Source organism: Croceivirga thetidis (assembly GCF_012272815.1).
GTDB lineage: Bacteria > Bacteroidota > Bacteroidia > Flavobacteriales > Flavobacteriaceae > Croceivirga > Croceivirga thetidis.
Genome location: NZ_JAAWWL010000002.1, coordinates 581167 through 596159 on the forward strand (window position 1 = coordinate 581167; position 14993 = coordinate 596159).

The 14993-nt window shown below is 40.3% G+C and carries 8 protein-coding genes; 3 read left to right on the top strand and 5 right to left on the bottom strand.

The genetic code is table 11. From position 1 onward, the window contains the following. Positions 1-178 precede the first annotated feature (178 nt). Entirely contained in the window at positions 179-3376 is a 3198-nt protein-coding gene (locus HCU67_RS10320; RefSeq protein ID WP_168552548.1) for an AsmA-like C-terminal region-containing protein, read from the top strand. 52 nt (positions 3377-3428) lie between these two features. Here HCU67_RS10320 and HCU67_RS10325 read toward each other — a convergent pair whose 3' ends face one another. The 3 genes from HCU67_RS10325 to HCU67_RS10335 form a co-directional block, all read right to left on the bottom strand. Then, on the bottom strand, positions 3429-4037 hold the full coding sequence (locus HCU67_RS10325) for a hypothetical protein (RefSeq protein ID WP_168552549.1): 609 nt from the start codon (positions 4035-4037) through the stop codon (positions 3429-3431). Positions 4038-4193: 156 nt separating this feature from the next. Further along, the gene (locus tag HCU67_RS10330; protein ID WP_168552550.1) at positions 4194-7454 is read right to left on the bottom strand and encodes an ABC transporter permease/M1 family aminopeptidase; all 3261 of its coding nucleotides are present in this window, start codon (positions 7452-7454) and stop codon (positions 4194-4196) included. Positions 7455-7460: 6 nt separating this feature from the next. Continuing rightward, positions 7461-8333 carry an ABC transporter ATP-binding protein gene (locus tag HCU67_RS10335; RefSeq protein ID WP_168552551.1) on the bottom strand — a complete coding sequence of 291 codons (873 nt, stop codon included), beginning with the start codon at positions 8331-8333 and terminating at the stop codon, positions 7461-7463. Positions 8334-8542: 209 nt separating this feature from the next. On the opposite strand from HCU67_RS10335, the gene HCU67_RS10340 reads away from it, so the two are divergent. After that, a complete protein-coding gene (locus tag HCU67_RS10340) occupies positions 8543-9331 on the top strand; it encodes a sensor histidine kinase (protein WP_168552552.1) in 789 nt (262 codons plus the stop codon). Continuing rightward, complete coding sequence (locus tag HCU67_RS10345) at positions 9328-10020, top strand: LytR/AlgR family response regulator transcription factor (protein WP_168552553.1); 693 nt, start codon at positions 9328-9330, stop codon at positions 10018-10020. The genes HCU67_RS10340 and HCU67_RS10345 overlap by 4 nt, the downstream gene beginning before the upstream one ends. A gap of 50 nt (positions 10021-10070) precedes the next feature. On the opposite strand, the gene HCU67_RS10350 is transcribed toward HCU67_RS10345, so the two are convergent. Both HCU67_RS10350 and ggt read right to left on the bottom strand, forming a co-directional pair. Beyond that, a complete protein-coding gene (locus HCU67_RS10350) occupies positions 10071-13064 on the bottom strand; it encodes a WD40/YVTN/BNR-like repeat-containing protein (protein ID WP_246865758.1) in 2994 nt (997 codons plus the stop codon). A gap of 102 nt (positions 13065-13166) precedes the next feature. Further along, positions 13167-14870 (bottom strand): gamma-glutamyltransferase, encoded by a 1704-nt coding sequence (ggt, locus tag HCU67_RS10355; protein WP_168552555.1) that lies wholly within the window; start codon positions 14868-14870, stop codon positions 13167-13169. Positions 14871-14993: the final 123 nt, after the last annotated feature.

Below are 14993 nucleotides of genomic sequence, written 5' to 3' on the forward strand. Positions count from 1 at the left end.
AAGTCCCAAAGATTTAATTTGTAAACCATTTTAAAATTGTCCAAAACTGACTAAGTACTTCAATTTAATGGAATGATTTAAGGTCGAACTTGACATTAACCTATTACCAAACAATACCACCAGCTTCCAATTCGTTATTTTTAAAATCGAGATTTCTTCTTAACTATATACAGCAGTTTTGCGACTTAAAAAGCGTTGGAAACGATTACTATTAGCACTGATTGCAGTGCCCCTACTTGCTTTTGGCGGTCTCCTACTCTATGTGCAAAGCAACCAAGCCGAAATCCTTAAAAACGAAATCGCAAAACTCAATGAAACCTATAAGGGACGAATCACTGTTGGTACAAGTCGGGTCTCTTTCTGGAGTAATTTTCCGGACCTCTCCATTAAAGTGTATGATGTAAAAATCTTTGAGACCAAGGCCAATGATGCTCCGGTCATTATGGAGGTCAATGACCTTTATGTGGGCTTTAACCTTTGGGACATGGCCACAGGTAACTACGAGATACACTCCATACTGGTTCGTGACGGGGTTTTTAATATCGTGATACACGAAGACAATACCACCAACCTCCAAAATTCATTGGTCACTGCCACCGAAGAAAGTTCTGAGGCCACCAATTTTCAGTTAAAACGAATCCGCCTAAAAAATCTGGATGTTCATACCCTAGATGAAGCCACCAACACTGATGTGGAAAAGTTCATCTATGAGGCCAAAGGGGGTTTTAAAATTGAAGATAACATCATCGCAGGCCATATTGATACAGAGCTTGAACTCAACATCATTCAAAATGGCGATACAACCTTTATTCGTAAAAAACACTTTGAAATCCATACCGATGTCGCCTTTAACGAAGCTACGGGGGTGTTGAACATTGCCCCATCCGGTATTCTGATGGAGAACGGTGATTTTGACATTCAGGGTAGTATCGCTACCAAAAACGATGTCGACTTGGACCTAAGCATTAAAGGGACCAAACCCAATTTTGATATGCTTATCGCCTTTGCCCCTGCCGATGTGATTCCCTTTTTAGAGAAATACAACAACGCTGGTGAAATCTATTTCAATGCCAGTATCAAAGGTCCCGCCAATAAAGGCAATAGCCCGGCCATCAATGCTGAATTCGGTGCTGGAAAGGCCTTTTTGGAAAATACGGCCCGTGCTAAGAAAATTGACGAAATGGGCTTTAAGGGCCATTTTACCAATGGTGCCCAGCACAATGCCAGTACCATGGAATTTTCGGTGACCGATATGACGGCTTCATTGGAAGAAGGTGAATTTAAGGGCAACCTCTTTGTCAAGAATTTTGAGGCCCCTGAAGTGGACTTGCAATTGGAAGCCGACTTTAACCTTGATTTTATCGCCGAGTTCTTTGAACTGCAACAGGTAGAAAACGCTTCGGGAAACGTTCGGGTACAATTGAATTTTCACGATATCGTGGATGTTGACAATCCGCAAATGGCCTTGCAGCAATTGAACCAGGCCTACTTTGCAGCTTTGCAAGTGGAAGATTTGCACCTGGAAGCGGAGAACCTACCCGTTCCCCTCGACTCCCTAAATGTGGACTTGATTATGAATGGCAAAGAAGCGACGCTTAAGCAGTTCGATTTGATCATGGGCAATTCAGACCTTTCCATAAATGGATTTCTATCAGACCTGCCTTCAATTGTACACCATACGGCCACGCCAGTAACCGCCCATTTGGATATTACTTCCAAATCGCTTGATATCGCTGAACTGACGGGATTTTCTGCCCAAGATTCCATACAAACCGGTTTTGATGAACAGGTCGAAAATCTAAGCCTTGGGCTTTCCTTTGTTGCCGCTGCTAAGGATTTTACGGAATCCAACTATTTACCCCGAGGGGAATTCTTTATCGATAGTCTTTACGCCGAATTAAAGCATTACCCACATCAACTGCACGACTTTCATTCAGATATACTTATCGATGATACAGATTTAAAAATCGTAGACTTCAGTGGGTATATTGACGATAGTGATTTCCACTTTGATGGACTGATACATGACTATGCTTTTTGGATGCAACCCGAACGCAATGGTGATGTGGATTTGGATGTGAACCTTACCTCAAAGAAATTGCGCTTGGAGGATGTTTTCTCGTACAAGGGTGAAAATTACGTACCCGAAGAATACCGTCATGAGATTTTTGATGACCTGGCCCTACACTTTAGCTCAAAAATGCACTATGCCGATTCTGCACTGCAATCTGTGGCCATAACCCTTGATAAGCTGGATACCAAGATGGAACTCCACCCCCAACGTTTTCATGACTTTAAGGGTACTATCCAATATGAAAATGAGCACCTGTTAATCAAAGATTTTCATGGAGAAATTGGTTCCACCACATTTAATGTGGATTTGGATTACTTCTTGGGAGAAGATGAAACCATAAAAAAACGGGATAACTACATAGCGGTTCAAGCCAATTATATTGATTACGATGCCTTGTTCGATTTTGAGTTGAGTCCACCCGATTCCACGCAAACCAAAACCGCCACTTTAGGGGATGTTCCCGAGCATGCCGCAGCATTTAACATCTACGAACTGCCATTTACCAACATGCGCTTTAAAGCGGATATCGCCCATTTTATATACCATCGTATCGACCTTCAGAACATCAAGGCCGATTTGCGAACTACGCCAGACCATTACCTCTATGTGGATACCCTAAGCATGAATGCTGCAGGTGGTAACATTCAATTGAGCGGTTATTTTAATGGTAGTGACCCGGAACACATCTATATGAAGCCCGATTTGAAAATGACCAATGTAGACTTGGACAAATTGCTGTTCAAGTTTGAAAACTTTGGACAAGACCATCTGGTTTCTGAAAACCTACAGGGTAAGCTCACTTCTAACATTAGCGGAATGATTAGAGTGTATCCTGATTTGGTGCCCGATTTGGACCAATCCACCCTAGAAATGGACGTTAAAGTGCTTGACGGTAAACTCAAGAACTACGACCCTATGTTGGCCCTATCGGATTATATGGGCGATAAAAACCTTCAAAACATCCGATTCGATACGTTACAGAACCGTTTGACCATTGACAAGGGTACCATCAACATTCCTGCCATGACCATAGAGTCTAGTCTTGGACATATGGAACTTTCCGGCACCCATGATAGCAATCAGAATATTGACTATTACCTGCGTATCCCATGGAAGACCGTTCGTCAGGCCACTTGGCAAAAACTCTTCGGAAATAAAAAAGACTCCGTAGCCACTGAAGAACAGGTTGATGAAATCGTAGAAGTCGACCCGAACCGTAAGACCAAGTTCTTAAACATTAAGGTCCAGGGCACCCTCGATGACTACAAAATATCCTTGGGCAAGAAGAAAGACGGTCGTTGATTTTCAAATTCCTTTTTTGGAGTATCAGTTCGAAGAAAGAAAACTATAACACTTACTCAAAACATTGCGTTTCGCAGAATTCATAAAGGTCCCAAACGGTTTTAAGTTGTGTATTCTTTTTCTGGAGTTCTAATTGCAGTTCGGGACAATCGAAAAAGTAGGCCCTTAATTTTTTCTTTTTAAAACCGAAAAGACCCTGTGTCACCCTAAGCATTTCTCTTGAACCTGGTCTGTAAAAAAACGGAACGGATTCTACATACGAATTGTCGTCATGAACGAATTCCTGTTCGTAATACATAAGATTTTCCGAATGCGCTATTAGGCGTAAAAATGCCCTTGGAGAGTCATTATCAGTGTAATACCGAAACTTTAAAAAATCACTTTCCTCGCGAAATGGTACTGCCTCATAATTTCTTCCTTCATACCCATAACCAAGAATATCATTTGGTCCGTATCGCTTGGTTCTTGACTTCCCTTCGCTTTTAAATCGCACTTTATCGTATAGCGACACAAAAGGCTCTGGGGAACGGTCTTTCAATAGGCCATAAATGGTATCCCCACTTTTTTCAATGATGTATCCCTCATTAAAATTTCGCTTTTGCGCATCCAACGTACAAGTAATACAAACCAGTAACAGGAAAACAAAGAATCTTTTTATCATAGCGCTAATGGTATTTGATTTTGGTCATTGTTATACCCCCAAATGGTGTACCAAAATCAATCCACAATGATGCGCTTCAACCCAATTTTTCGGTTACTAGTAGAAAAGTTGACATTATCAGAACATCAGAATTTAAATATTACAATTAGATGAATTCTATTCAAATAGTTGCCGAACCTCTCCTTGTATTTTTTCAGGTGCCTCCGCTATAAAGTATTCGAGTAAATCCATTGAAGTGGTATAACGATTGGTTTGTGATTTGATATCTCCAGAATAACTACGCCAATCAGTAATAAACCGATTTAAGGCTTTATTTACTTGGTCCTCCCCTATTAATTCTTGCAATTGATACATTGCCAAAACCCCTTTGTTGTAATAAACAAAGTCCTGATTTTCGACCAAAGTCAATGATTGCTCTACTTTGGCTTTCTTTCGCTCTTTTTCGTAGATTTCTTGCTGCAAGTCTAGAAATTGCTGAACTTTTTCCTTAGGATAATTCGCTTTCAATACCATGAGGGCTCCATACTGTGCCATGGTTTCCAGAACAAAATTTTTGCCTTGAACGTTGGCGGCCTCCACTTGCATACCGAACCATTGATGGGCCATTTCATGTGCCGTGATATAAAAGGCCATATCCGCATCAGTTTCATCATCAATATCCAGTACAAATCCCAAAGCCTCTGAAAAAGGTATGGTATTCGGCAACGATTGTGCATAATCCGCGTATCTCGGAACTTCCATTATTCGCAATTGTTCATAAGGATACGGACTGAAGTTTGTACTGTAGTAATCTAATGAGGCCTTCATGCCTTTCATCATCCTATCCAAGGTGTAAGTATGACTTTTGTGATGGTAAATTTCCAAGGCCACAGGTTTGGAAATATAGTCTGAAGCCTGCCAGGTGTCTTTTTTTACTTCATATTCTGCCGAAACAATAGCATAAAAATTTATGATGGGCTGTTCGTTGGTATAAACGAAATAGTTGCGCCCATTTTCACTCCATTTTTTTTCAAGCTTTCCAGGAGCTATGGCCGTTTGACCTTCTGAAGTTCCCAATTTTACTCTAAGCATAGTTCCATCGGAATCACTTCCAGAGCGCGCATTAACCAATTCGTTCTTGTCGTTAATAAGAGCCTTATCCCTTCTTTTCGGTAATCCCATCTCTTTCCGTTCATCGGGGCTGTTAAGCTCGTATTTTCGGTTATAGCCCAAACTTGGAAGTATCGAATTGTTTAAAAAACTACCATTGTATACCAGTTGGGTATCCGAGACATCGTTTTCAAAACCTTTAGGATGAAAACTTTGCTCGAAATTCAATTGAATTGAAGATTCCGGTTGCAAGGGCTTTTGTAACTGGTACATGGTATAATCAAATTTTGCATAGGTACTATCTGCTACTGCCCCACCTTCGAATTCAACATTAACTAAATCAACATGCGATGCCAATAGCTTTTGAATATGGATTTCGTTAATTGGCTTCTCCGTTGTATTGGTAAGTTGGTAGGAACCTTTTAGGTCATAACTCCGGGTCTCTGGGTATAACTCCATATCGAGGTTTATTGCGGTTATTTTAGGTTGGGATATATATTCCAATGGTTTTAAGGTCCGCTCATAGTTGGCACGAAATTCTTGTTCTTCTGCCGCTGTCCAATAGGTATTCAACACATTGGTATTGTAAAAAATATAAGAGCCCAGTATTAGGAAGACAACTATTAACGAAATGGCAATCCGTTTGGTCGTATTCGATAATCTATAGGTTATGGTTTTAATTCGTTTCCACAATTCGGTTTCCTCACCACGCCTCAATACCAGTGAAGCACCAATCAAAATCAAAATCCCAAAAACCATCCAGTACGCCTTCACCCAGAGATAGGGTTGTAAAAAATGGCCATAACCGTTCATCTCAGAATAAATACCCAATGGTTTGCCTCCGAACTTATAAAGACTATGATTGAAACCTAGTGCTTCGGAACCTACGTTCAGAATAAAAAACATCAATGAAAGCAAGATGCCGATGAACTTGTTCTTGCTGACAACTTGAAAGAAAAAGGCAATAAAGGTGTACAGGCTAAGAAAAGGCAAAATCTCTACGAAGAAGCCTGAAAAGTAGACTCCCAATTCAAATTCATAAAATCCCATACTGGCTTGAAGCAGAATGCCTGCAATAATTAAACAAGCCATCAAAACAATGTAAATGCCATTTAGGGCCAAGTATTTAGCAGCTAAAACTACCAAGTTGCTTACCGGTGTCGCATCATTAAGAAGATATTGTTTGACTGCGCGTTCTTTCCAAACCAACTGCCCTGAATAGAACAATAAAATAACCACAAAAAAGTACAGTGACATTTCTTGTAGCTCAGCGATTATGAAGTGTGTGGCTGGATAACTGTTCACCCCATAAACAGTGCCCAAATTCACCGAGTTAATCGCAATAATCAGTACTCCACAAATAACAATGGCCCAAAATGCAGTTTCTTTTAGGAGAGAAAATATGTGAAATTTTGTGAGTTCTAGTAGTTGGGTGAATTCGCCCCTCAAGCTAAAATTCAAGTATACTTCTGGTTTTGTCATTGTTGGAATGGAAACCATTTTTTCGACAGTGTCTTGAGTAACCTTCTGCGCACGACTTTTTTTGTTGGGCAGACTGAATGAAAATCTTTGATAACCAATCAATAGCATTATCCCTCCAAGGGTCAACCATAGCAGTTTGTTGTACAAAAGAATTCCCGATAGCGAAATCCCATAGCTATTTAGTTCCTCTATAGACCAATCCTCGGTAAACTGGGTTAAGGTCGTCAGTGAAAAGGGGTCAAGAAGTCCCTGTAGGTATTCATTGGTGATGGCTTTGGTCAATAAAAAGAGTACGAACATCACCACTCCTTGAGTATAAACCAGCAATAGTCTTTTACTCAACATACCGGTTACAAAAAATAAAGCGGCACCAAAAAACAGTATTGGCAAAACCACTACAACAAAGCACTCTACATAACTCCAAGCATTAAAGGGTCGTAATTTGTCAACTTCATGCCAAGGCAAAAAATAACCGAGCATCATACCAAATAACAATCCACTAAAAATGAACAGTAATACCGCAAAAGAGCCCAAAAATCGACCCAAGAGATAGTCCCGCTTTGTAATTGGATTCGAATACAACAAGGACTGAATAGCATATTGGGAATCACGTAAAACGGGAACGCCCATAATCATGGACACCAGAATCATAAAAATTCCAGTCGTGGCCCCCATGGTTTTGGCAATAACCAAAGGAGCGTTCTTTTTCACCAAGCCTATTTCGACACCCTGAAAGATAAAGTCGATTCCAACAATGGAAAACAGCATAAGAAACACAAAGAATACATAGGTCTCTGGCCGTTTACTACGATATCTTAGTTCAAATTTTAAATGTTCTTTCCACATGGCTGGTTAGTTTTGAATATTGATTTGATTGAAGTACACATCCTCCAAACTGCTATCGACAGCTACAAAACCGTCACCTGGAATTTTGTCACTGACGATTTGAATTAGCGGTTTCCCAAGGAAGCGTTTTTCACTAATGACCTGATAGCTGTTTTTATAATTCGCTAATTCATCTTGCCTAATAGTTTTCTGATATATCCTTCCTTTCAAATCTTCAATTAGTTGTATCGGATTTCCTTGTAATACCACATTACCCGCATTGATTATTGCCATTTGGGTACATAATTCCTTTACATCATCAACAATATGAGTTGAAAGCACAACTATGGTATTTTCCGCTATTTCGCTTAAAAGGTTATAAAAACGATTACGCTCCTTTGGATCTAGACCTGCTGTGGGTTCATCTACAATCAACAACTTAGGATTATTGAGTATCGCCTGTGCGATTCCGAAACGTTGTTTCATTCCACCTGAAAAACCTCCTAAATGTTGATTTCTGACCTCATACAAATTGGTTTTTTGCAAAACGAAAGCCACCAGCTCCTTTCGCTGCTTTTTAGCTGTTATTCCTTTCAGTACAGCAAAATGATTCAACAATACCTCGGCTGTCATTTTAGGATACAGACCAAATTGTTGTGGTAGATACCCCAACACCTTTCTTAGCTCTTGCTTTTCGGATTGTACATTGAGGGCACCTAATTTGATACTTCCTGAATCTGCATCCTGCAGGGTGGCTACAGTGCGCATTAAAGTGGATTTGCCTGCACCATTTGGGCCCAGCAGTCCGAACATACCAGTTGGAATTTCCAAGGATACATTTTGTAGGGCCTGCACTCCATTTGCATAGGTTTTATTGAGGTTCTCAATGACCAATTTCATAACTGTTCGTTTTATGATTGTTGCTGCAAACGTATTTGCAAACTCCTATGCCAACATAGTTTTTGGGATAGAAGACTTGTCAACTGTGGTGTTCGTTTTATCAGGTAGGATGAAGGGCGTTTGTCACTGATTTTAGTACGTTTCCTAGTTGATTTTGAACGTTCATCAACTTATTTGCCAGCGGTCATGAAATGAAGTAATATTGATTAATGCTAGCACCTTTTTCCATTTTGAAATCAGTTTTGTCAATCCGCGTATTACGGGTAGTTCTGGTCGTACTTGGCGTTATTATTGTTTTTTTTAATGACTCCCTTGGGAAGATTGAAGGTTTTGTTGAATTCCTTTTATTCTATTTCATAGTTGCTCTTATTGCGCTTTTTCATTGGTTATTTGTAAACATCCGATTTATCATCAACCTTAAAAACGAAAAGACCAAAACAGAGTTGATGCATTTACAATCACAGGTGAACCCACATTTCTTTTTTAATATGTTGAACAACCTGTATGGGTTGGTTGACAAAGACAGTGAAAAGGCAAAGATGCTGATTCTAAAGCTGTCAGATATGATGCGCTACAGTATTTATGAAGGACAAAAAACACAAGTGACCCTTGGCGAAGAAATTGAGTTTTTACAGAACTATATAGCGCTACATAAAATGCGCTACCACAAGAACATTGAAGTTGTCGTTAAACAAAATGTAGCCAACGAAAAAGTAAAAATAGCTCCACTCCTATTTATTATTTTGGTTGAAAATGCGTTTAAGCACGGTGTGGAAAAGTTGCGCAAAGATGCTTTTGTTCATATCACTATTACAGGAGAAAACAATCAGGTTTCTTTAGAAGTTGAGAACAATTTCGATATGGAAGAACAACAAGAAAAAGGTATTGGATTACAGAATTTAAAGCGAAGGCTTGAATTGGCCTATCCGAAAAAGCACCAATTTGAACATTCCATTGAAGGGAATAGCTATAAAACTTATTTGTCGCTAAGCTTATGACAACGAATTACATCATAGTCGATGATGAACACATTGCCCATGATATCGTTAAGGGATATTGTGATGCCATGCCGAATCTAAATTTGGTTAAACATTGTTACGATGCGATAGAGGCCATGGAATGTCTAAGAAATCACAAAGTCGACCTGATATTTTTGGACCTAAATATGCCTAAGCTACAAGGGTTTTCCTTTTTGAAAACCTTGGTTAATCCGCCAAAGGTTATCGTCACTTCAGCCTACCAAGAATTCGCCTTGGAAGGTTATGAACTCAATGTTGTGGATTATTTACTAAAGCCCTTTAGTTTTGAGCGTTTTGTTACTGCTATCAATAAATTAGAGCATATGGACAAACCAAAAACCAACTCAACTGTAAAATTAGAAGAAGAACGCCTATTTCTGCGTTCGAACAAAAAGCACGTTCAGGTCAGGTTAAACGACATACTTTACATAGAATCAATAGGCAACTATATAAACATGATTTTAGCCGATAAGGAGATTCAGGTTCGTGAAAAGATTTCAGAGATTAAAAAAATGCTCCCTAATAACAAGTTTATGCAGGTTCATAAGTCTTTTATAGTGGCTAAAAACCATATCAATAGCATTGAAGGAAATCGCATTTTTATCAAGGATTATGTAGTTCCTATAGGTAAGACCTACAAACAAAATGTGAATGCCCTACTCGGTTGATTAGACTATGTTTTGGCTGAAATTAAATGCAATTTACTATTGACAAAATGTTATTTAGCCTCGTTTTTTAATAAAGCTATTTGACCTTTCAACTCCTGATAACGCGCTACAACGTCCTTCCCAATTGCTTGGTCGGCCCCGGTTACCATATTGTAGATATACGATATTTGTGAAACCAACATCTGTTGGGGATAAGCCCCTTCATCATTCTTTAGTTTAGCTAAGACGTTTTTGGTCTTTTCCATTTGTTCTTTTGCCTCTGCATTGTCCTTTTTCTTTTTAAGTGCTTTTAGCTCCTTTTCTAGCGATTCTTGAAACTGTCTCGCTTCACTCAGCAATTGGGCAACTTCCCCTTGCATTTTGTGCTGTTTTAGCATATGGTCACCAGTAATACCATCTTCTGTCACTCTTGGGTCAGGTATTATCTCAAATTCTTGGGTCAGTATTTCATTACCTACAGTAAGTCTTACCGAATATTTTCCGGGGATAACCATTGGGCCATTTTTAAATCGTCGCTTTTTTTCTTTGTGCCATGGCCCTTTTTCACGCAAATCCCATGCAAAACGATTTAAACCTTTCTTGGCTTCCAGTTTCTTGTTTACGAATCGAAAAATAGTACTCAGCCCCATATCCTCTTCTTCTTTTACAGAGGATTTTAATAAGGTACTATCACTCAAAATGGTGGTAATGGCATTTTGGTTGGCATCGAGTATCTCCAGTTTAAGGCCTTCTGTTTTCTCAGGTAAGTAGTAGTCAATCAGTACCGCAGTTCTGGGATATTTCGGGAAAGCCCCCCCTGAACGTACCCTCGGATAACGATACCGAATGGTTTTATCCGGTTTAAATAGATAAGGCGTTGCTGCGAAATTGGCCATCACAGCATCACGTAAACTGGTGATATTATCCAAAATCCAGAAACCGCGACCCATGGTACTGAGTATTAAGTCTCCTCTGAAAATCTTAATATCCGTTATCGGGGTAACGGGTAAATTTTGCTGAAATGATTGCCAACTTTTCCCATCATTAAAGGAAACAAACATTCCGTATTCCGTTCCAGCAAATAAAAGACCAGGCTTAACTGGGTCTTCACGCAGTACCCTAGCGGTATGGTCACTTGGAATGCCATTCATCCCTGTACTCAACAATGTCCAAGAAGCGCCATAGTCCGATGTTTTATATAAATAGGGAGTTGGGTCACCCAACAAATGACGGTCTACAGCTATATAAGCAGTGCCCACATCATGACCTGAAGTAGCAATGGACTCTACCCTACCGCCTTTTGGTAGTTTTTTTGGGGTAACATTTTGCCATGTCTTGCCGCCATCCTTGGTCACAGAAACCACCCCATCATTGGAACCGGTCCAAATCAATCCTTCTTGTAGGCTTGATTCACGAATGGAATATAAGGTACTGTAATACTCTTCTCCTGTTATATCTCGCGTTATTGGACTACCAGAAATCACCTGTTTGTCCGCTTCAAAAGCCGTCAAGTCAGGTGAAATGGTTTCCCATTCATACCCATCAGAATCGGTCTTGTGCAAATACTGTGATCCATGATAAACCACATCAGGATTATGCGGTGAAACATGTACGGGTGCTACGCGTTGAAAACGGTATTTTAAATCCTTGGGATTATGGCCGTAAATATTACTAGCACCCACATAATAGCTCTTTTCAACGCCTGTTAATTTGTTAAATACACCGAATCGCCCTTTACAATTGGCGTAAACGACGTTATGATTTCCAGGTTTGGGAACCGCTGGCCCTGTTTCACAACCTCCTGTATTGATGACCCAAGAAGAACCCGCACTTTGAACCGCACTAGGTGGAAAGCTAGGTACAGCGATAGTTGTATAGTTGTCCTGCTGGCCAGCGTACAGCCAATAGGGATATTGGTCATCTACTTCGACCTGATAGAGCTCAGCAGTGGGTTGGTTAAATTGGGTGGACCAGGTCTTACCACCGTTAAAGCTCACATTTGCACCACCATCATTGGCCTGAATCAATAAATTCGGATTATTTGGATTCAACCATATATCATGGTTGTCACCATGGGGAACACTCATTTCTTTCCAAGTCTTACCTCCATCAATGGATTTTATCAGTGGATTGGCATTTGAATAAACTATATCAGGATTCGTAGGGTCCAATTCAACATTGGTATAATAAAACGGACGGTTTACCAATCGCTTATCATCGGAGATATGTTCAAATGTCTTTCCCTGGTCAATTGATTTGTACAAACCCTGTTCGTCTTTCGGCGCTTCGATTACTGCATATACAATGCTCGAGTTTACCTTTGAAACGGCCAAATCTATCTTACCAATGGTACCTTTAGGAAGCCCCTCTTTGAGTTTTATCCAATCCTTGCCCCCATTGACTGATTTATAAATTCCTCCTTCATCGGTCGTTCCTCCTGAAATGATAGTCCAAGGTTTGCGTTCTGCTTTCCATGCTGCAGCATAGATAACGTTCGGATTACCTGGTAAAAGTTCAATGTCGGCAAAGCCCACTTTATCAGAAATGAACAATACCTTTTCCCAGTTTTCGCCACCATCAGTTGTTTTGTAGACACCACGTTCGGGATTGCTCTTAAAGGCATTGCCGATGGCTGCTACCCAAACTACATTGCTATTGTTCGGGTCAATTTCAACCGCACCAATTTGCCCAACATTCTTTAACCCAATATGGTCCCAAGTTTTACCGCCATCAATCGATTTATAAATTCCCTTACCGCTGATAACATTACTTCGTAAACCATCAGAACCTGTGCCGACATAAACGATATTGGGGTCATTATCCGCTACTTGAATTGCACCTATGGAAGGTGTGTCAAAAAAACCATCGGAAACGTTGTTCCATGTGGTACCGTAATCGAGTGTTTTCCAAACCCCACCACCGGATGCACCCAAATAAAAAGTGCCAGGTTCCATTGCGACCCCGGTTACTGTAGTAACACGACCACCACGGGAAGGACCCACAGTGCGGTATTTTAAGGCTTCAAAGTCTTGTGCTACAACAACTATGCTTATGCCCAGTAACATAGCAAACATGAATTTTGATTTAAGAGTCATTCGATGAAAGGTTATTTATGAGTTAACTATTAGTTTGAATTGAAAGGCCTATTTAAATTTAGGTAGTCTAGCTTAATATCCAGCGGCTTGTCCATCTTTTCTTGATTCGGATGCTCCAGCATAAACTTTGGTCTCCAAATCAACGCCAATGGCTTGGTAACCACCGAACATGCCAACCCCGAAACCAATTTTATGTCCTTTCTTGCGCAATTCTCGCAGCGTTTCTGGAGCGAAACCGCTTTCTAAATAAAGCGTACCGCCATTGGTCATTGTTGACCCTGTAGGCTGTGAACTACCTCTATGTCGCATTCTTGGTGCATCTCCTGCCTCTTGTAAATTCATTCCAAAATCAACAACATTAACTACAATTTGGGCATGCCCTTGTGGTTGTACTGCCCCACCCATAAGACCAAAACTAACCCAAGGCTTTCCGTCTTTGGTAATAAACGCAGGAATAATCGTATGAAAAGGACGTTTGCCAGGTTCTAGGGCATTGGCATGGTTTTTATCCTGTACGTTGAACATCTGACCCCGATTTTGGAGGACAAAGCCTAGACCATCAGGAACCATCCCCGAGGCAAATTCAGAATAAATACTTTGGATAAATGAAACCATATTGCCCTCTTTATCAGCGACAGTCAGATAGGTGGTATTTCCCGTTTCAATTTCCATATCCCCAGCAGGATAGGTGTTTGCCGCTTTGTCCAAGTTGATAAGATTCCTTCGTTGTTTGGCATAGTCCCCAGAAATCAATTCTTCTACCGGAATGGAATTGAATTCAGGATCGGCATAAAACTTCGCCCGGTCCTCATAGGCCAATTTCTTTGCTTCGGTCAGTAGATGTAAATATTCAGGGCTACCAAAACCCATTTTTTCAATATCAAAGCCCTCAAGTATTTTCAGCATTTGCAATGCCGCAGTTCCTTGTCCGTTGGGTGGTAGTTCCCAAACATCATATCCCCTATAATTTATTGAAATGGGTTCAACCCAATTTGAAGTATGGGCCTCAAAATCTTCATAGGATAAAAATCCATCATGCTTTTTCATGAATTTAGCAATGGTCTTTGCAATAGGTCCTTTGTAAAAGGCATCACGACCACCTTGGGCGATTTGCGCATACGAGTTCGCCAAATCTAGGTTTTTGAAAACTTCCCCCTTCAAGGGAGGTCGTCCCATTGGCATATAAGTCTGTGCGAACCCTGGTTGATTTTGAACTGCTTTGTAATTGGAAACCATCTCATAAGCGATGACCTCAGATACAGGGAATCCGTTTCGGCCATATTCAATAGCGGGTTGTAGAATTGTTTCCATAGGTAGTTTCCCAAATTTTTCATGAAGCATGAACCAACCATCAACACATCCTGGAACTGATACTGGCAAAGGACCATAGAATGGAACATAGTTCATATTTCGCTCCATAAAATAGTCGATTGATAATGCTTTTGGCGCCCTACCACTGGCGTTTAAACCATATAATTTTTGTTCCTTGGCCGACCAAAGAATCACAAAAAGATCTCCACCGATACCACAACTGGCAGGCTCAACTAGTCCCAGGGTAGCATTAGCAGCAATGGCGGCATCAATTGCATTGCCTCCATTCTTTAAAATATCCAAAGCGACTTGGGTCGCCAAAGGTTGGCTCGTTGCTGCCATACCATTTTGAGCTAAAATCTCTGAACGTGTCGTAAAAGTTTCGCCTGTAAGTCTGTCCTGCGCGTGAAGGGTATGAATCAAAAGCAAGGCAGGCAATACCGAAAAAAAAAGTTTCAGTTTCATAGTTAAATGCGTTGAATCTCGATTGGAAGTATTTTGATTGGGAAATTAAGAATGTTTGGTTCTGAATTTTTCTAAATATAGGGAATATTGCCTTCAGAATGCTTGTTTAAAGACCCAATAATA

What these genes read in the sequence shown, in the direction of transcription:
- HCU67_RS10325 (WP_168552549.1), bottom strand. Translation starts at nt 4,037, where the DNA reads ATGATAAAAAGATTCTTTGTTTTCCTGTTACTGGTTTGTATTACTTGT.
- HCU67_RS10330 (WP_168552550.1), bottom strand. Translation starts at nt 7,454, where the DNA reads ATGTGGAAAGAACATTTAAAATTTGAACTAAGATATCGTAGTAAACGG.
- HCU67_RS10335 (WP_168552551.1), bottom strand. Translation starts at nt 8,333, where the DNA reads ATGAAATTGGTCATTGAGAACCTCAATAAAACCTATGCAAATGGAGTG.
- HCU67_RS10340 (WP_168552552.1), top strand. Translation starts at nt 8,543, where the DNA reads ATGCTAGCACCTTTTTCCATTTTGAAATCAGTTTTGTCAATCCGCGTA.
- HCU67_RS10345 (WP_168552553.1), top strand. Translation starts at nt 9,328, where the DNA reads ATGACAACGAATTACATCATAGTCGATGATGAACACATTGCCCATGAT.
- HCU67_RS10350 (WP_246865758.1), bottom strand. Translation starts at nt 13,064, where the DNA reads ATGTTACTGGGCATAAGCATAGTTGTTGTAGCACAAGACTTTGAAGCC.
- ggt (WP_168552555.1), bottom strand. Translation starts at nt 14,870, where the DNA reads ATGAAACTGAAACTTTTTTTTTCGGTATTGCCTGCCTTGCTTTTGATT.